The organism is Janthinobacterium sp. 1_2014MBL_MicDiv (genome assembly GCF_001865675.1).
GTDB lineage: Bacteria > Pseudomonadota > Gammaproteobacteria > Burkholderiales > Burkholderiaceae_D > Janthinobacterium.
Genome location: NZ_CP011319.1, coordinates 2,860,352 through 2,878,822 on the forward strand (window position 1 = coordinate 2,860,352; position 18,471 = coordinate 2,878,822).

15 protein-coding genes are annotated in these 18,471 nt (G+C 65.7%); 10 read left to right on the forward strand and 5 right to left on the reverse strand.

What is annotated here, in order from left to right:
- Positions 1-11: 11 nt before the first annotated feature.
- From YQ44_RS12560 to zigA, 3 genes are read right to left on the reverse strand one after another with little or no spacing between them, the layout of a single operon-like run.
- Positions 12-803, reverse strand: a complete 792-nt coding sequence (locus tag YQ44_RS12560; RefSeq protein ID WP_071323672.1) for a HoxN/HupN/NixA family nickel/cobalt transporter — start codon at positions 801-803, stop codon at positions 12-14.
- Positions 800-1,840, reverse strand: coding sequence for a CobW family GTP-binding protein (locus YQ44_RS12565; RefSeq protein WP_071323673.1), 1,041 nt, complete (start codon positions 1,838-1,840; stop codon positions 800-802). The genes YQ44_RS12560 and YQ44_RS12565 overlap by 4 nt, the downstream gene beginning before the upstream one ends.
- A gap of 19 nt (positions 1,841-1,859) precedes the next feature.
- The gene (zigA, locus tag YQ44_RS12570) at positions 1,860-3,086 is read right to left on the reverse strand and encodes a zinc metallochaperone GTPase ZigA (protein WP_071323674.1); all 1,227 of its coding nucleotides are present in this window, start codon (positions 3,084-3,086) and stop codon (positions 1,860-1,862) included.
- Positions 3,087-3,239: 153 nt separating this feature from the next.
- On the opposite strand from zigA, the gene YQ44_RS12575 reads away from it, so the two are divergent.
- The 7 genes from YQ44_RS12575 to YQ44_RS12605 all read left to right on the forward strand — a co-directional run bounded on the left by YQ44_RS12575 (position 3,240) and on the right by YQ44_RS12605 (position 11,104).
- On the forward strand, positions 3,240-3,896 hold the full coding sequence (locus YQ44_RS12575; protein WP_071323675.1) for an ABC transporter ATP-binding protein: 657 nt from the start codon (positions 3,240-3,242) through the stop codon (positions 3,894-3,896).
- Positions 3,893-5,095 (forward strand): FtsX-like permease family protein, encoded by a 1,203-nt coding sequence (locus YQ44_RS12580; protein WP_071323676.1) that lies wholly within the window; start codon positions 3,893-3,895, stop codon positions 5,093-5,095. Before YQ44_RS12575 ends, YQ44_RS12580 begins: the two co-directional genes overlap by 4 nt.
- Positions 5,096-5,107: 12 nt before the next feature.
- Positions 5,108-5,614, forward strand: coding sequence for a DUF3299 domain-containing protein (locus YQ44_RS12585; RefSeq protein WP_071323677.1), 507 nt, complete (start codon positions 5,108-5,110; stop codon positions 5,612-5,614).
- The gene (locus YQ44_RS12590) at positions 5,611-6,063 is read left to right on the forward strand and encodes a TlpA disulfide reductase family protein (protein ID WP_071323678.1); all 453 of its coding nucleotides are present in this window, start codon (positions 5,611-5,613) and stop codon (positions 6,061-6,063) included. The genes YQ44_RS12585 and YQ44_RS12590 overlap by 4 nt, the downstream gene beginning before the upstream one ends.
- A gap of 83 nt (positions 6,064-6,146) precedes the next feature.
- Positions 6,147-8,249 carry a bifunctional 2',3'-cyclic-nucleotide 2'-phosphodiesterase/3'-nucleotidase gene (locus tag YQ44_RS12595; RefSeq protein WP_071323679.1) on the forward strand — a complete coding sequence of 701 codons (2,103 nt, stop codon included), beginning with the start codon at positions 6,147-6,149 and terminating at the stop codon, positions 8,247-8,249.
- Between the two features lie 65 nt (positions 8,250-8,314).
- On the forward strand, positions 8,315-9,010 hold the full coding sequence (locus tag YQ44_RS12600; RefSeq protein ID WP_156894814.1) for a tetratricopeptide repeat protein: 696 nt from the start codon (positions 8,315-8,317) through the stop codon (positions 9,008-9,010).
- A 657-nt stretch (positions 9,011-9,667) separates the two neighbouring features.
- Positions 9,668-11,104, forward strand: coding sequence for a catalase (locus YQ44_RS12605; protein WP_071323680.1), 1,437 nt, complete (start codon positions 9,668-9,670; stop codon positions 11,102-11,104).
- A gap of 256 nt (positions 11,105-11,360) precedes the next feature.
- Here YQ44_RS12605 and YQ44_RS12610 read toward each other — a convergent pair whose 3' ends face one another.
- Positions 11,361-11,699, reverse strand: coding sequence for a hypothetical protein (locus YQ44_RS12610; RefSeq protein ID WP_071323681.1), 339 nt, complete (start codon positions 11,697-11,699; stop codon positions 11,361-11,363).
- A 163-nt stretch (positions 11,700-11,862) separates the two neighbouring features.
- The gene (locus YQ44_RS12615; RefSeq protein ID WP_071323682.1) at positions 11,863-13,044 is read right to left on the reverse strand and encodes a hypothetical protein; all 1,182 of its coding nucleotides are present in this window, start codon (positions 13,042-13,044) and stop codon (positions 11,863-11,865) included.
- A gap of 237 nt (positions 13,045-13,281) precedes the next feature.
- Here YQ44_RS12615 and YQ44_RS12620 point away from each other — a divergent pair, with 237 nt between their 5' ends.
- Genes YQ44_RS12620 through YQ44_RS12630 form a run of 3 tightly spaced genes read left to right on the forward strand, consistent with a single transcriptional unit; the run spans position 13,282 to position 18,223 of the window.
- Positions 13,282-15,318, forward strand: coding sequence for a serine protein kinase (locus YQ44_RS12620; RefSeq protein ID WP_232251271.1), 2,037 nt, complete (start codon positions 13,282-13,284; stop codon positions 15,316-15,318).
- A 2-nt stretch (positions 15,319-15,320) separates the two neighbouring features.
- Positions 15,321-16,628, forward strand: coding sequence for a DUF444 family protein (locus YQ44_RS12625; RefSeq protein WP_232251272.1), 1,308 nt, complete (start codon positions 15,321-15,323; stop codon positions 16,626-16,628).
- Positions 16,622-18,223, forward strand: a complete 1,602-nt coding sequence (locus tag YQ44_RS12630; protein ID WP_083411805.1) for a SpoVR family protein — start codon at positions 16,622-16,624, stop codon at positions 18,221-18,223. Before YQ44_RS12625 ends, YQ44_RS12630 begins: the two co-directional genes overlap by 7 nt.
- Positions 18,224-18,471: the final 248 nt, after the last annotated feature.

An 18,471-nucleotide genomic window follows, 5' to 3' on the forward strand; every position in this document is an offset into this window, starting at 1 on the left:
GCAGCGCACGCCTAGTGCACCTTGACGGCGCGCAAGCCGTACAGGGTCCAGCCATACAGGATCGCCATCAACAGCACCATGGCCGCGCCCAGCGCCACGGTCCAGCTTTCCGGCATGGACCACGCAGGCTCCAGCTTGCCGGCCGCCATGTAGCCGGCCATGGCCACGCAGATGGCGACGATGGGCCAGCCCAGGCGGCGCCGGAATGCGCGCACGATATCCTCCTTGCCGGTACGCATGACCCTGGCCGTCACCCAGCCATCGAAGGTATCGGTCACGCCCATGCCCACGGCAAACACCAGCCCCGTCAGCAAGGCCGGCCCCATGCCACCGAGGGCCACGGCCGCATAGCCCCAGGCGGCCGCCTGCAGGGCCGTATCGAAGACCAGCGCGAACAGCATGCCGACGAGGATGCCGCCCAGCGGGCCGGCAGCGCCTTTCAGCCATCCGGGCAACATCCGTGCGCGCACATTGGCCAGTTGCGCGCCGGCCAGCAAGGTGCGCGCATTCATGGCGGCAATGAGCAGCAGCAAGGCGATGGGCAGCCACTCGAGCCAGCCGAACACAGCTTCCGACGGCGTGAACTGTTCCGCCGCCAAGGCGGCCACGGCGACGATGGCCAGCACGGTAATGCCATGCCCCAGCGCAAACATCGCCCCCATCCACGGCGCCCAGCGCGGGTGCGCGGGCAGGCTGCGCAGGGTCAGGCCGTCGACGGCGGCCAGGTGGTCCGGTTCCAGGCCGTGCCGCATGCCCAGCAGGAAGATCAGCGCCAGGGCGGGCAAGCCCGCTTCCACGCTCATGCGGCCACCCCGGCTGCCGCCCCCGCCACGACCTCGGCCATCATGTTGGCCGGACTGGCGGCGCCGGCCACGCAGCGGTCCAGGCCACGGATCAGCATATCCTGCGGCAAGTCGCGGCCGATGAAGATCATGGTGCTGGCGCGCGTTTCATCCTCGCGCCACGGCGCACCCAGTTCCGAGCCCATCAGCATGTGCACGCCCTGGAAGACGGCGCGGCATGGCAGGTCGGCGACATGCAGGATACCCTTGTAGCGCATCAGCTGGGTGCCGAACAGCTGCACCACGGCATCGAGAAAATTTTCCACCTGCAGCAGGTCGAGGGCCTGGGACTGGTGATACACGAACGATTGCACGCCGTCGCCATGGCGATGGCCCAGTTCGCCGAGGAAATCCGGCTCCAGCTCGACGATGGCGTTCAGGTTGAAGCCACGGATGTCCAGGATGTCGCGCAGCGGCACATTGCCAAAACTCAGCTTTTGCATGCCGGCGCGGCAATTGATGGCCGCCAGGCGCTGGCGCAGCGCGGCCAGCTCGGCCTTGCTGACCAGGTCCGTCTTCGACAGCAGCAGGCGGTCGGCAAAGCCCACCTGCTCCTGCGCCTCCCTGTGCGCCGTCAGTTGCTGCTGCGCGTGGCGCGCGTCGACCACGGTCAGGATGGCGTCGAGCATATAGAACTCGCTGACGGATGGTTCCGCAAAGAAGGTTTGCGCCACGGGACCCGGCGCGGCCAGGCCCGTCGTCTCGATGATCACGTGGTCGAAATCGATGGCGCCCGCCGCGCGCCTGGCATGCAGTTCGCCCAGAATGCGGATCAGGTCGCCGCGCACGCTGCAGCAGATGCAGCCATTGTTCATTTCCACGATCTGCTCGTCGCTGTCCTGCACCAGCAGTCCATGGTCGATGCTTTCGGCGGCGAATTCATTTTCGATCACGGCGATGCGGTAGCCGTGATCGCCCTGCAATATGCGCTTGAGCAAGGTGGTTTTCCCGCTGCCGAGAAAACCCGTGATGATGGTGACGGGGATCAGTTCTGTCATGCTTTTTTCCTCTTCAAGGTTAGTCTTCCAGTTCTTCCATGCGTTGCCATTGGGGAAACGGGTCGGGCAAGCTGCGCCAGGCCGCCATGCCCTTGCGCGTTTCCGTATAGTTCAGTTGGCATTTTTTCAAGTCCGCCTCGATGGCGGCCTGGTCCATGTCCTGGCCGATGAAGACGATTTCCTGGTAGCGGTCGCCATACGTCTCGCTCCAGCCCGCCCGCATTTCCGCCAGGGACTCGGCATCCGTCGGCCAGCGCTCGCGCGGCACGGCGGCCCACCACAGGCCCACCGGTTCGATATTCATCAGCTTGCCCGCGCCGGACAGGCTGGCCACCCATTCGGGGCGGCTGGCCAGCCAGAAATAGCCCTTGCTGCGCACCACGCCGGGTATCGGCCGGGAAATGTAATCGTGCAGGCGCTGCGCGTGGAACGGTTCTTTCGCCCGGTACACGAAACTGGCTATGCCATAGGCTTCCGTTTCCGGCGTATGGATGCCCGCCAGCTCTTGCGCCCAGCCCGGCATGCTGGCCGCCTGCTCCAGGTCGAACAAGTTCGTGCCCAGGATGGCGTCCAGCGGCACGACGGACTGGTTGGTTTCGATGACCGTGGCGCCCGGATTGAGGGCGTGGAGGATGGCCAGCACGCGCCGGCGCTCGTCGGCCCCCACCATGTCGACCTTGTTGAGCACGATGACATTGGCAAACTCGATCTGTTCCGTGAGCAAGTTGGCCAGCTGACGGTCATCGCCCTCGCCCGCGATTTCGCCACGCTGCTCCAGGCTGTCTTCGCTGTGGAAATCGTTGAGCAAGTTGGCGCAGTCGACCACGGTGACCATGCAGTCGATGCGCGCCACGTCGTTCAGGCTGTCGCCATGCTCGTCCTCGAAGTCGAAGGTGGCGGCCACGGGCATCGGCTCGCCTACGCCCGTCGATTCGATCAGCAGATAGTCGAAGCGGTCTTCCGCGGCCAGGCGCCGCACTTCCAGCAGCAGGTCGTCGCGCAGGGTGCAGCAGATGCAGCCGTTCGACATTTCCACCAGTTTTTCTTCCGTACGCGACAGGGCCGCACCGGCCGCCTCGGCGCTGTCCTTCACCAGCGAAGCGTCGATATTGACGTCGCTCATGTCGTTGACGATGACGGCCACGCGCTTGCCTTCGCGGTTGCGCAGTATGTGGTTGAGCAAGGTGGTCTTGCCGGCGCCGAGAAAGCCGGACAGGACGGTGACGGGGAGTTTGCGCTGGGTCATGGGTATCTTTCGGATGGGGGTGTTGATATGGGCAAGCAAGGGCTGCAATGGATGCTGATTTTTAAATGCAAGTCGATTGCGTTTTGAATTATAATGCAGCTCACTTGCATTTGTGCGGCAATCTTTGCTTGCCTGCTACCGGAAAGAGAAACCATGCTCCACCTCGCCTCACTGACGTACGGCTATGACGATGCGCCCCCCGTGCTCGACATCGCCGCCTTCCACTTGCCCGCCGGGCGCCATGCGCTGCTGCTGGGACCGTCCGGCTCGGGCAAATCGACCTTGCTGCATCTGCTGGCAGGCATCCTGGCACCGCAGCAAGGCCGCCTGGAAGTGGCGGGCACGTCGCTGGCGGGCCTCTCGCCGCGCCAACGCGACAGCTGGCGCGGCAGCACCGTCGGCTTGCTGCCACAGCAACTGGCGCTGGTGCCCAGCTTGAACGTGCTCGACAATGTTTTGCTGCCCGCCTATGCCAGCGGCAAGCGGCCCGACCGGAACCGCGCGGCCAGCCTGCTGGGCCAATTGGGGCTGGCCGACAAGCTGGCCGCCTATCCGCACGCATTGAGCGGCGGCCAGCGGCAACGAACCGCCATCGCGCGCGCCGTCTTCATGCGCCCGCGGCTGATCCTGGCCGACGAGCCGACGGCCAACCTCGATGACGGCGCCTGCGCGGCCGTCGTCAACCTGCTGGCGCGGCAGGCGGCACAGGCTGGTGCCTCGCTCGTCATCGCCAGCCACGACGCGCGCGTGCTGGCCGCCTTGCCGGACGCCGCCGTGCTGCGCCTGCCTCGCGCCGGGCTGGCGCCATGAACGCGGTGACGCTGGCCTGGCGCGCCCTGCGCCACAAGCCGCTGGCATCGAGCCTGAATCTGCTGCTGGTGGCGATCGGCATCGCCATGATGACCTTCATCCTGGCCGTCTCCAGCCAGCTGGAGGAGCACGCCGGGCGCGATGCGCAGGGCATCGACCTCGTGGTGGGCGCGAAAGGCTCGCCGCTGCAGCTGATCCTGTCGTCCGTGTATCACGCTGACATTCCGACCGGCAACATTCCCGAGACCACGCTGGCGGCGGTCGCCGCGCAGCCATTGGTGAAGTCGGTCATCCCCCTGGCCCTGGGCGACAATTTCCACGGTTTCCGCATCGTCGGCAGCACGACGGCGCTGCTCGATCATTACGGCGCACAACTGGCGCAAGGCCGGCCGCCCTCGCAAGCGATGCAAGCCGTGTTCGGCGCCCGGGCGGCGCGCGCCACGGGAGCGACCCTGGGCGCCACCTTCGCCGGTTCGCATGGGCTGGCGGCGGGCGGCGAACTGCATGACCACGCGCCCTACACGGTGGTGGGCATCCTCAAGCCGACGGGCACGGTGCTCGACCGCCTGATCGTCACGCCCGTCGCGTCCGTGTGGCGCGTGCACGAAACAGACCCCGACGAGCAGCCGGCCGAACCAGCCGCGACAACTCCCGGGCGCGAACTGACAGCCGTGCTGGTGCAATACGCGTCGCCGCTGTCCGCGATCACGCTGCCGCACTGGGTGAATAGCCAGCCAGGGTTGCAGGCGGCCCAGCCGGCGTTCGAGGCGGCACGCCTGTTCAACCTGCTGGGCGTGGGTATCGCCGTGCTGCACGCCATCGCCGCCGGCGTGCTGCTGGTGGCGGCCTTGTCGCTGTTCGTCGCCCTGTATGGCGCGCTGGAAGAACGCAGGATGGATCTGGCCATCCTGCGCACCCTGGGCGCCTCGCCCTCCAAACTGCTGGGCCTGCTACTGACGCAGGGCTTGCTGCTGTCGTCGACAGGAGCGGCGCTGGGCTGGCTGCTCGGGCATGGCGGCGTCGCGCTGTTGCAGTGGAGCATGGATGGCGAGCAAACGCTGAACTTGCAGGCCTGGCGCCTTGCGCCCGATGAAGCGTGGCTGCCCGTCATCGCCGCAGCCGTGGGCTTGCTGGCGGCCGCCCTGCCCGCCGCGCGCGCCTACCGCACCGATATCGCCGCCACCCTGGCGCGCCCCTGAAAGGAAAACGCAATGTTGCATCGCCTCTTGTTGAAACGCCTCGTACTGGGCGCTGGCGCACTGGCCGGCGCCAGCCTGCTGGCCAGCGCCTCCGCTTCCGCGCTGGCCGGCGCGCTGAACGAGCCGCCCTCGTTCTTCGCCCCCTTGACGGATATCCCGGGAGTGGTCTCGTGGAAACTGCTGGGCAAGGCCACCACCGTGAAGGCAAGCAAGGGCCGCATGGTGCCGAAGTACACGCCGGACATCCGCGCGCTCGACAACACGGAGGTGAAAGTGCAAGGCTTCATGATGCCCCTGGAGCCGGGCCAGAAGCAGAAGCATTTCCTGCTGACCGTCACTTCGGCCAGCTGTCCCTTTTGCCTGCCGGCCGGCCCGGAAGGCGTAGTCGAGATCAAGAGCCGAACGCCGGTCAAGTTCAGCTACGCGCCCTTCATCCTGCAGGGCAAGCTGACAGTGCTGGCCAGCGACCCCATGGGCCTGTACTACCGCATGACGGACGCCATCGTGGTGCCGCCATGAAAGCGTGGCTGCTGCCGCTGCTGATCGCCGGCAGCGCGACCGCCGCGCCGCTGCGCTTCGACCTGCCCCGCCTCGATGCGGACGGCAGCCTGGGCCTGCGCCAGTACCGGGGCCAGGCCGTGGTGCTCAATTTCTGGGCCAGCAACTGCCTGCCCTGCGTCCGGGAGTTGCCGATACTGAATGCCTACGCCGCCAGCGCGCCCCGGCAACGTCTGATCGGCATCGCCATCGATACGCGGGCAGCCGCGCAAGCGTTCCTGCGAAGCCACCCTGCCAGCTATCCCCAGGCCTTGGCCAGGCCAGACTTGTTGCCCATCTTTGGCAATCAAATCAAGGGCTTGCCGTACACAGTGATTCTGAACTCTCAACATCAGGTCTGCACGCGGCGGCTGGGGCCCGTCGATGCGGCCTGGCTGGCCGGCGCCGTGGCCGCCTGCGCGCGCCCCTGATTCCATGCGCCCCGCGCGGCTGTCATGGTGGCGTCACATGGCGGCGTTACAGTCGCGTCCTTTGAATCTTTCCGAGGGCGGTAATGAAAACAAATTGGGTCATGCTGGCGGCGCTGGCAAGTGTGGGTCTCGTCGGTTGCAACGGCAGTTCGAATACGCCGGCGGTGCCGGCCATTCCCGAAGGCACGACGGTCACCGTGGCGCTGCTGGAAACGACGGACATCCATTCGAATGTCCTCAGTTATAACTACTATGCGCTGGCCGAGGACACGAGCCTGGGCCTGGAGCGCACGTCGACCCTGATCCAGGCGGCGCGCGCGGAAAATCCGAACAATGTCTTGCTCGACGATGGCGACGTCATCCAGGGCACCCTGCTGGCCGACCTGCAGGCCGTGGCCGCGCCCGTGCCTTGCAGCGGCACCCTGGCCGTGCACAAGGCCATGAACGCGCTGAAATACGACGCGGGCGGCATGGGCAACCATGAATTCAACTATGGCCTGGCTTACCTGAGCCAGATCACCAATACGGACTTCGGCATCCCCGGCGTGGTCAAGCCGACGGGCACTTGCGGCGCGCCCGCCTTCCCTTCCGTGCTGAGCAATGTCGTCGGCGTGGCCAGCGGCAAGCCCATCTTCCAGCCCTATACCGTGCTGCCCCGCGATTTCGATGCGACCGCGCCCGATGGCAGCAAGCTCAAGGTCAAGATCAATGTGGGCGTGCTGAGCTTTGTGCCGCCGCAAATCCTCGAATGGGACCAGAAGGTGTTGGCTGGCAAGGTCAGCGTAACGGGCGTGCAGGAAGCGGCGAAACAGTACGTGCCGGAATTGCGCAGCAAGGGCGCCGACCTGGTCGTGGCCCTGTCGCATGGCGGCCTGGACACCAGCGCCTACAGCCCGAAGATGGAAAACGGCAGCTATCACCTGACCAGCACCGGCATCGATGCGCTGATGATCGGCCACTCGCACTTGATCTTCCCGAAAGGCAAGGAAGTGGGCGCGGCCGCGCTGGACGCCTCGTTTGCCGCCTTCCCCGCCAGCGCCAAGATCGACGCCGTCAACGGTTTCGTCAACGGCGTGCCCACCGTCATGGCGCAAAGCTGGGGCCGTCGCCTGGGCATCATCAAGCTGACGCTCGCCTACCAGGGCGGCAAGTGGGTGGTGCAGCCGGCCAAGACGACGGTCGAGTCGCGCGGCTTCAAGTACACGGATGGCACGACCCTCGTGAAAGCCGACCCGGCCATCGCGCCGCTGGTCGCCACCGAGCACGCGGCCACCATCGCCTACGCCAGGCAGCCGCTGGGCATCAGCACGGATTTCGAGATGTCGGCCTACTTCGCGCTGGTGGGCGATGTCAGCGCCATCCAGCTGGTGAACCAGGCGCAGCTCGACTATGTGAAGAACTTCATCGCCACCAGCACGGACGCCACTTTGTCGAGTTACAAGGACATCCCCGTCATCTCGTGCAGCGCGCCGTTCAAGGCGGGTCGCAACGGGCCGTCGGACTTCACGGACGTGGCCGCTGGCGCGACGCCGGCCGCGCCGATCGGCTTGCAGGTGCGCAATCCGGGCGACCTGTATTTGTATAGCAACAACAACTTGCAAGCCGTGAAGATCAAGGGGGCGGACTTGAAGGCGTGGCTGGAAACGTCGGCCAAGCAATTTGCCCAGATCGACCCGGCCAAGACGGCCGAGCAGGACCTGGTGCCGTCGTATGGCACGATCTATAACTATGACGTGTTCTATGCGGAAAACAATGCCCTGACGTACCAGATCGACGTGACGAAGCCGGCCGGCAGCCGCATCGTCAACCTCAGCTACAAGGGCGCGCCCGTGGCCGACAGTGCCGACTTCATCGTCGCCACCAACGACTACCGCGCCGGCGGCGGCGGCGCCGTGCCCGGCATCGACGGCAGCAAGACCATCATCAAGTCGCCCGATGCCAACCAGGCCGTGGTCAGCAACTACCTGGCCTCGCTCAGCACCAAGGGCGGCAAGGTGACGCTGGCGGCGAACGGCAGCGCGCGCAGCTGGAGCTTCGTCAAGACGGCCACGGCCGGCCCCGTGATCCTGCGCTCGGCGCCGGGCCACCTGGCGCTGGCGCAAGGCAGCGGCATCGTCAACGTGGCGTCCGAAGGCGGCCTCGACGCCAGCGGCTTTGCCAAGTACAACATCGATCTGTCTAAATAATCCGTTGTGCAACTCAGGCGAGCCGGGACAGCGGTGGTCCCGGCCCGCCTTGATTGAAGGTGATCATGATGAAACACGCACTCTCCCTGCCCGCCGTCGTGCTTGCCGCAGCGCTGGCCGCCTGCCAGGCGCCGCCGCCGCCCACCTCGGCCGAGATCGAAGCCGTCGCCATGCATGCGCGCCAGGCGGGCGACCACAAGGCCGAGCGCCGCGTGCGCGGCTGGGCCAGCAAGGACATGCCCGTCGCCGAGCGCGAACTGGCGCTGATTTACCAGGCCAGGCCCGAGCGCCGCGCCGATGCCCTGACCCTGTTCGAACAGGCGGCCCGCGCCGGCGACACGGAAGCCGCGTTCGAACTGGGCCAGATGCTGCGCGCGGCCGCGCCGGAACAGGCGTGGCCATGGTACCGCCAGGCGGCGCAGCAAGGCCACGCGAAAGCTGCGCTAATGCTGGGCCTGCTGGCGGCGAATGGCGAAGGCGTGCCGAAAGACCAGGCGGAGGCGGCGCGCTGGCTGGACAGATCGAGCGCGCTGGGCAATGCACACGCCATGTTTTTGCTTTACAACGCCTACCGCGAAGGCCGCGGCGTGGCGCGCGACCCGGCCAAGGGCCGCGAGTTGCTGGAAGAAGCGGCCCACCACGAATACCCGCCCGCCATCCAGGAACTGGCCATGACGCTGCAGGCCGACGATGCGCTGCGCGCCGGCCACCTGATGAAGGAAGCGACGGAACACCGGCACAACAACTGGAACCGGTTTTAAGCCGGCTCAAGGCCAGGCCGTATTTCCAAGTGGAAAGCAGCTTGCAGGCATAAGCTGGCCCGGCACGCACAGGTGTCCGTGCGCCATCGGATCGCGAGGCAAGCATGGCAGACCAGCGGACGGGGCCGATAAAGCACGGCGACTTGCCATTCAGCTATCCGGACGGCCCGGCCCCGGGCGACGACCCGGCAGCGGCATCCCCGACAGCGCGCTGCTGAACCGCCACCATGGCATGCGGTGCGATACAGCGGCAACAGCTGGTCGGGCGGCAGCCGGCAGACGGCATTGAAATGCGAACGCCTGATCCGGCGCCACTTGCCGGCAGGAATACGCGGCCATGCGGCCGTGCCGGAATGGCTGCGAACGAACTGGGTCAACTATCCCCGACACGGCAGGAATGCTGCTGCAGCTTTGCGCTGCGTCAACGGTGTTGGGGTAGACATTACCGAAGGGCTATGATGGACGCGCCGCCTCCACGGAGGCGGCGGGGCTGCTGCCGGCCCCGAAATGGATTACACTGAATTTGCTTTTTAGAAATTGATTGCTCTGGACCAGCCTCGGTGAGTCGGTACGTATCAGTACCGCATGCTCAACCCAGCCAGTGTTTGGGTAGGCGCCTTGGCTCGTCCGTTGACCTCCCTATAAAGAAAGAGTCCAATGAAAAAGCTGACCACCGCCTTTGGCGCGCCTGTTGTAGACAATCAAAACATCCAGACGGCCGGCCCGCGCGGCCCGGCCCTGTTGCAAGATGTCTGGTTCCTGGAAAAGCTGGCCCACTTCGACCGCGAAGTCATCCCGGAACGCCGCATGCACGCCAAGGGCTCGGGCGCACACGGCACGTTTACCGTCACGCACGACATCACGCGCTACACGCGGGCGAAAATCTTTGGCGAAGTGGGCAAGAAAACGCCGATGTTTGCGCGCTTTTCCACGGTGGCCGGCGAACGGGGCGCGGCCGATGCGGAACGCGACATCCGCGGCTTCGCCCTGAAGTTTTACACGGAAGAAGGTAATTGGGATCTGGTCGGCAACAATACACCCGTCTTCTTCATGCGCGACCCCTTGAAATTTCCCGACCTGAACCACGCCATCAAGCGCGACCCGCGCACCGGTTTGCGCAGCGCCAACAGCAACTGGGACTTCTGGACCTCGCTGCCGGAAGCCCTGCACCAGGTCACCGTGGTGATGAGCGACCGTGGCCTGCCGCGCAGCTTCCGCCACATGCACGGCTTCGGCAGCCATACCTTCAGCTTCCTGAATGCGCAAAACGAGCGTTTCTGGGTCAAGTTCACCTTCAAAACCCAGCAAGGGATTCAAAACCTGACGGATGCCGAAGCCGAGGAACTGGTGGGCAAGGACCGCGAAAGCTCGCACCGCGACCTGTATGAAAGCATCGAGAACAAGGACTTCCCGCGCTGGACCCTGTACGTGCAGATCATGCCGGAAAAAGAGGCAGGCACTTACCACCTCAACCCGTTCGACCTGTCGAAAGTGTGGCCGCACGGCGACTATCCATTGATCGAAGTAGGCGTGCTGGAATTGAACCGCAATGCCGACAACCACTTTGCCGAAGTGGAACAGGCGGCCTTCAACCCGGCCAATGTGGTGCCCGGCATCAGCTTTTCGCCGGACAAGATGCTGCAGGGTCGCTTGTTTTCGTATGGCGATGCGCAGCGCTACCGCCTCGGCGTCAACCACAGCCACATTCCCGTCAACGCGCCGAAGTGCCCGTTCCACAGCTACCACCGCGACGGCCAGATGCGCGTCGACGGCAACCAGGGCGGCACCCTGGGCTATGAGCCGAACAGTCAGCAGGAATGGGCCGAGCAGCCCGATTTCCGCGAGCCGCCGCTCAGCATCGAGGGCGCGGCCGACCACTGGAACCACCGCGTCGACGAGGATTACTATTCGCAGCCGCGCGCCCTGTTCCGCCTGATGACGCCGGCACAGCAGCAAGCCCTGTTCGAGAATACGGCGCGCGCCATCTCGGGCGCGTCCGACGAGGTCAAGCAACGCCACATCGGCAACTGCACCCTGTGCGACCCGGCCTATGGCGCCGGCGTGGCCGAGGCGATTAGCCGCCTGAGCAAGTAAGACCCGCACGCAAGACCCGCACCTCCTGCCGCGGCGACAGCCTGCGGCAGGAAATGCCTGCTCGCGCCTCGGGCAATACGGGACGGCGGCCAGGCGGCGGTCGGATAAGCGTCCGATGGCGATCTGATAACGCGAGCTGGCGACGCGAGCTGACACCGGCCAGGCAAAAACACGACAAGCGGCAGCGGCAGCCCGCGAGGCCCCCAACCCGGTGCCTGACCAGGCGCCCGCGCCCGCCATGGTGCCGGAATGCCGCTTACCAGCGCTGGATATCGATCTGGCCCGTGATGCTCGTTTCCACCGGATAACCTTCTACTTGCAGCGGCACGCGCGGCTTGACGGACGAGTCGCGCAGGTACACGACGATGGCTTCCCGGCCGATGGCCGTTTGCCCGAGGCTGACGCCTTCGACGCCGTCGATGGCCATCAGTGCCCGCTCATTGCGCCGCTTTGCCGCTTCCAGCCGGCCGTGCGGCTGCGTTTGCCCGCCCAGGCCGCCGCCCGCCGCGGCCTGTCCGCCGCCGTCCGGCAGGTAAGGCATGGCCGCATCTTCAAAGACGGCGTACGGCGCCTGTACGAATTTACTGTTTGACATGACAAGCCCTCCTGATGCTGTCCATGATACACCCGGCAAACCGGCGTCGCCACCGCCGCCGCCTGCCGGGCAGCAGCATGCGCGGCAAGCGCCACTGACAAGTTCATCATCGTGCAAGGAGCGGCGTTATGCAAGGTGGCGTAACACCGCCGCGTCACTGCACTCAGGTGTACAGGTTGATGTCGAGGGCCACCACCACCCGGCGCATCTGGTTGGCGAACGTGATGTTGCCGCCGCCGGCAAACAGCAGGCCGACGGGATTGCGCTGCTGGTTCCAGGTCCAGATGGACGAGCCGGAATCGCCGCCCGCACTGAAGGCCCCGCTGACGCCCGTGATGGCGATCTGGTCCTGGAACAGCGCGATCCTGCCGCCGCCATAGTTGACGTTGATGGTGGCGCCCAGGCCCGTGATGCGGCCCTGCGTCAGTTGCGTCGTGCGCCCTGACTTGCCGACCAGCATGCCCAAGGCGGGCGCCACCAGCGCGTTGCTGATGCGGAAATAGGCAGGCACGCCGCCGCTGAGGAAGACCAGTTCGGGGCGCACGCGGTCTGGCCAGGCCCAGCCGGTGGCACAGTCAACGAAATTGACGCCGCCGCTGAAATTGATGGGCACGAAGCGCTCGAGTACCGCCACCTGGTCTTGCGGACACCTGCCGCCATCGATGGGGCCAGGCTGCACGATGCAATCGTTGAACACGGCGTTGTTCGAGTTGGCCAGCACGTGATTATTGCTCAGTATCATCAGGCGGTTGTTGCGCGGCGCGCTGCGGCCCACGGCCAGGCAGCCGATGGTGCCGGCCGTGATGCGGAAATGCCCGACCGAAACCCCGCCCGGCGCCGGGCGCAGGCGGAAACGGTGCGGCTGCGCATCGATGATGCCCGTGACGACGATATTCACGGGCACACTGTCGCTGGCCACGGCGCGCACGCCCATGGCCCCCACGATGGCCGCCTTGGCGCGATCGACGGAGGTCGGCTCGGCTACATACAGGGTCAGGGCCGGCATGCCCGGCTCGCCGGACGAACTGTCGCTGGCGCCCTCGCCCAGGCCGATCGACACGCCCTGGATATTGCCCGAATCGCTGAAGGCGTCGGCGGCGCGCACGCCCCCCGCCTGCAGGATGGCCTGGCGCATGCCGTCCTCGATGCTGCGCTTGATTTCCAGTAACTCCATGCTGACGCCGCTCAAGGCATCGGATACTTCCGATACGGACGCGCTCTCGATATTGCCGTCGCCGTCGCCGGGATCGGCAAACTGGTTCACTGCCTCTTCGTCGTCCGCACTCTGTCCCTTGCCAGCCGCGCCGCCCGGCGGCGCGCTGAAACCATTGTCATTGCCGATCATGTCGTTCTCCTCGTGGGTCGCTCTGGAAGTCCAGTGTGGGCCGGCCACGGCACCCGGTATTGATCTGGATTCAACTGTGCTGCGCAGGAGCGCCGTGCGCCACCTGTGTTCAATGTGCCGGAAATAGTTCCGTTTTTAAGCTTGAGCGAGATCAGGCGTGCGACTAGAGGCTGCGCCGTATACTGGGTTAATCAACTAGCCGCAGCGCCACCGCGTGACGGCAGGGATGGAAAAACAATGACGAGCCCAGGCAGCACTCACCAGCCCCCCGACGATGCGCGCAAGTCTGCAACGCCGGCAATGGCACCGCTACTCGATGGCGCCCCGCAGGCGGGGCATCAGGACGATGCGCCGCGCGCCCGCTTCGCCCATGACATGGCGGCCTATGCGGCGCAACACCGCATCACGCCCTGGCGCGGCCAGTTTGCCGATTTTCTCGAGCAAATCCTGCCCACGGGCGCCACCTTGCTGGCACGCAACGCCCACCAGTACCTGTGGGACATGATGCGCTGGAACGGCCAGGCGGATGGCGGCGGGCGTTTCCGTTGCCGCCTGTTCGACGACGAACTGTTCGGCATCGACGAAGCGATCGACCGCGTTGCCGCCTATTTCAAGGCGGCGGCCGCCGGTTCCGAAGTGGGCCGGCGCATGCTGCTATTGTTGGGACCGCCGTCGGGCGGCAAGTCGACCATGGTGATCCTGCTCAAGCGGGGACTGGAGGAATACAGCCACAGCAGCGAAGGCGCGCTGTACGGCATCGATGGCTGTCCCGTGCATGAATCGCCGCTGCACCTGGTGCCGCACGGCATGCGCGCCGACTTTCGCGCCAGCTACGGCGTCGAGCTGCAGGGCGAACTGTGCCCCCATTGCCGCGCACGGCTGGAAGAACAGTATGCGGGCGACTTCCTGCGCATGCCCGTCGAACGCATCCACATCTCCGAGGCGGGCCGCTGCGGCATCGGCACGTATGCGCCGCACGACCCCACCACGGCCGACCTGGCCGACCTGGTCGGTTCCGTCGACCTGTCGAAGGTGGCGCAATACGGCGACGAGGGCGATCCGCGCGCCTGGTCGTGGTCGGGCGCCGTGTACGCGGCCAGTCGCGGCATGCTGGAAATGATCGAGATCCTCAAGGTCAAGCGCGAATTCCTGTACCTGCTGCTGACCTTGACGCAGGAAAAAAACGTCAAGGTATCGCGCTTTCCCCTGATTTACCTCGATGAAAGCATCGTGGCCCACACGAACCTGGCGGAATTTCGCAAATTCCTGCAAGAAAGTGAAAACGAGGCCTTGCTCGACCGCATGGTCATCGTGCAAGTGCCGTACACGCTCAACTATCGCGAGGAAGCGCGCATCTACCGCAAGCTGATCCTGTCGGCCGCGCCCGCCTTCCGCGGCGTGCACCTCGATCCCCACGTGCTGCATGCGGCGGCCGTGTTCGCCATCCTGAGCCGGCTGCCCGAAGCCGAAGACAAGGAAGCCGAACTGGTCAAGAAGCTGCGCATCTATGCGGACGAAGACGTGGACGACTTGCCGCATGCGGAAATCCGGCGCATCCGCGAGCGCGACAAGGCGCCCGACGAGGGCCTGGCCGGCGTCTCGCCCCGCTTTGTCATCAATGCCCTGTCGCATGCCATCATCGCGGCCCGGCGCAACAGCCTGTCCACCATGGACGTGCTGCTGGCCCTGAAGGATGGCATCGAAAGCGATGCCCGCATCGAACCCCGGCGCAAGCGCAAGTGGATCGATTATCTGGTGCTCACGCGCAAGGATTTCTATAACCGCTGGGTCAAGGCCGACGTGCACAAGGCACTGTTTGTCTCGTTCGAGCAGGAAGCGCAGGATTTGCTCAACAAGTATCTCGACGAAGTCGAGGCCATGCTCGACAACCGCCAGATCCGCGACCCCATCACCAGCGAGGAACGCCGCCCGGACGAGCGCTTCCTGCGCGCCGTGGAAGAAAAAATCCATATCAGCGACTCGGGCAAGCAGTCGTTCCGCCAGGAAGTGGTGCGCAAGGCCATGGGCGCCTTCAAGCGGGGCGAAGTGTTTGGCCTGGGCAGCCACGCGCAGTTGCACGATGCGATACAGCAATATCTGTTCGAGCAGCGGCGCGACGTGCTGCGCCTCGTCAGTTCAGCCAAGCGTCCCGACGATGACGTGCGTGCGAAAATTTCCGCCGTCGAGCAGCGCCTGGTCGACGAATACGGCTATGACGCCCACAGCGCGCGCGAAGCGCTCAACTACGTCACCACCTTGCTAGCGCAGGAGTAGCGATGCCCACCACCAACACGCCAGGCAGCGGCAAGCACGACGGGGGGCCGCTACCGGACGACGCGATGGGTGGAGCGGGTGCGGCGTTGCCGGCGGATACGAACGCCAACGCGGACGGGAACGCGGGTCTGGCGCCGGCCGGGCATGGCCGCGACTTCAGCCGGCCCTGGTATGCGCTGTTCTCGCGCGGTGCGCGCGACTGGCTGCGCCACAACCAGAAAGTGCGCGAAGCCGTGCAGGCGCACTTGCCCGAGCTGATTGCCGGCCCTGACCTGATCGGCGGAGCGCAGCAGCGCACGGTGCACGTGCCCGTACGCCTGCTCGAGCATGCCCATTTCCGCCTGGCGTCCGCGCGCAACAGCATCGGCGCGGGCCAGGGCGAAGGCCAGCCCGGCGATATCCTGCGCGCGGCGCGCCCGGCTGTCACGGGCGAAGGCGAGGCGCAAGGTGAAGGCGGCAATGGCGAGGGTGAAGTGCGGCTGCTGCTGGAATTTGCCGTTGACGACATCCTCGACTGGCTGTGGGATGAGCTCAAGCTGCCGCATTTGCAGCCGCGCCACCTGAGCGCCATCGACGAGGTGCAACTGGTGCGCACCGGCCTGGACCGGCATGGCGCCCGCTCGCGCCTGGACCGGCGGCGCACGGTGAAGGAAGCCATCAAGCGACGCGCGCTGCAAACGCAGGCCGTGCCCTTCACCAACGATGACTTGCGCTATCGGCAAGTAGCGCAGCAAGCACGGCCCAGCGCGAATGCCGTCGTGTTTTTCGTGCTCGACGTGTCGGCCAGCATGGCGCAGGCCGAGCGCAAGCTGGCCAAATCCTTCTTCTTCTTTGCCTTGCAGGGCTTGCGCCGCAGCTATGCGCGCGTGGAAACGCGCTTCATCGCCCACACGACGCGGGCCTGGGAGTTTTCCGAGGCCGAGTTTTTCCAGGTCAATGGCATGGGCGGCACCATGGCGTCGAGCGCCTTCCGCCTGAGCCGAGAACTGTTGCAGGAACGCTATGCGCCCGGCCGCTACAATGCTTATCTGTTCTACGCCTCCGATGGCGAAAATTTCAGCGAAGACCGTGACGCCAGCAACCTGGCCCTGGGCGAACTGGCCGCCTTGCTCAACTATATGGGCTATGTGGAAACGCTGCCCGGCGTGGCGCGCAGCCTGGAAACGGAAATGCACCGCCTGTGCGCCGAACTGGAGCGCCGGGGCTTGCCCTTGCACAGCAGCATACTGGCCAAGCCCGACGATGTCTGGGCCGCCATCCGCACCTTCTTCCAGCACGAAGCGGCCGCGACCGGAGAGGCGCCATGCTGACGCGAAGGCCAGCGCCGGGCCACGCGCCCCAGGGTAGCAGCCATGGTGGCGACAGCCACGGCGGCGATGCCGGCGCCTTGGCCAGCTATGCGGCGCGCATCGAGGCGCTGGCGCTGGAGGCGGGCCTGGTGTTTCCCCGCGTCGATTTCGAGCTCGTACCCGACAGTTTCATGGCTGAAATCGCCATCTATGGCTTGCCTGTGCGCATGCGCCATTGGTCGTTCGGCGTGCGCTACATCCACCAGCTGGTCCACCAGAAGATGGGCAATTCGCATATCTTCGAAGTCATGTTTCCCGGCGACCCCTGTCATGCGTACATGGCCGAACATAATTCCGTGGCAGAAAACACCCTCGTCACGGCCCATGTGCTGGGCCATGCGGACTTTGCCAGCCGCAACGAGCTGTTCATCCGCTTCGGCGCCATGGCGGGCCAGCACATTCTGGAACAAAGCGCGGCGCGCGCGCAGCGCATCGAGACGGCGCTGCAGCATCATGGCCAGGACCAGGTCGAAGCCGTGCTCGACGCGGCGCTCGCCCTCGAACAGCACGTGGACATCCATGCCGCCCTGCATCGCCCACCCTACCCCGATGCGCCGGACGCGTCCGCTGCCACCGCACCTGCCTGGCGCCACGGCCCTGCCGCCAGCGGGGGCGCCGGCGATGCCGTTAGCAGTACCGCTGCCGCCCTGCCCGGCCCGTTTGCCCGGCGTTTCCAGCGCTTGCCGGGCGAAGCGGCCGCGCGCGCGGCGCAGGAGGCGGCGCGGGCGCGGCTGGCGCAGCGTCCGCTGCTGCCGCCCCGGCCCGAGTACGACTTGCTGTGGTTCATCGCCCATCATGCGCCGGAGATGGCCGATTGGGAACGCGACATTTTCCTGGCCGTGCGCGAAGAGTCGTTTTACTTCTATCCCGTCTATGCCTGCCAGATCATGAACGAAGGCTGGGCTTCGTACTGGCATGCGCGGTTGCTGCGCGAGGCAGATTTTTTGCCGCCGGAACTGTATCTGTCCGCCATCAAGTCCCATTCGGACGTGGTGCGCCCGTATGCGGGCGAGCATCAACTGGCGCTGGCCGTCAATCCCTACCACCTGGGTTTTTGCATGTGGGAACAGATCATCGAACGCGAAGGATTGGCGCGCGCCCGTCAAATTTGCCAGGAAGACGATGATTTCAGTTTCATCCGCAATTATCTCGATGCGGAACTGGCCGACCGCCTGGGCCTGTTCGTGCATGAAAGCCGGCGCGATGGCGAAACGCGGCTGGCCAGCCGCGAGCTGCCATCGATCCGCGAAGCGATCCTGGCGCCCAAATACAATTATGGCGCACCCAGCATTGCCATTACCTTGCTGAAAGACGATGGCAGCCTCGTCCTGCGCCACGAACACCAGCGCGATGGCCGTGGCCTCGACCTGGAACAGGCGGAACGGGTGCTGGCCTACATCGCCCGCGTCTGGCGCCGCCCCGTCAGCCTGCACACGGCCGACTTCCGCGGCACGCCACGGGTGCTCAACAGCAAGATGGATGGCACGCCGCCACCGCCCACGGCGCCTCCGTCATCGAGGCCAGCGCCACCAGCGGCCGCGTCGCCTCCGCATTAGCATTAGCATGGCGCCGTCGCGGCCAGAATGCGGCGCTGCAGCGTTGGCGCGGGAAGGCCGGCCGGCGCCAACGCTGCCGCAAGCGTGGTCCGGTATCTCCACGGCCAGTCTGTGGCAGTAATGGCAGGCTGATGCATCGGTAAGGGGAGAAGCGCGCTAGCCCCAGGCGCTACGAGCGGAGCGGTTCGTGGCGATACGGATGATCTTGCCGCTGGCGAACAGTTACGGATTACGGCTGCGATTTCTGT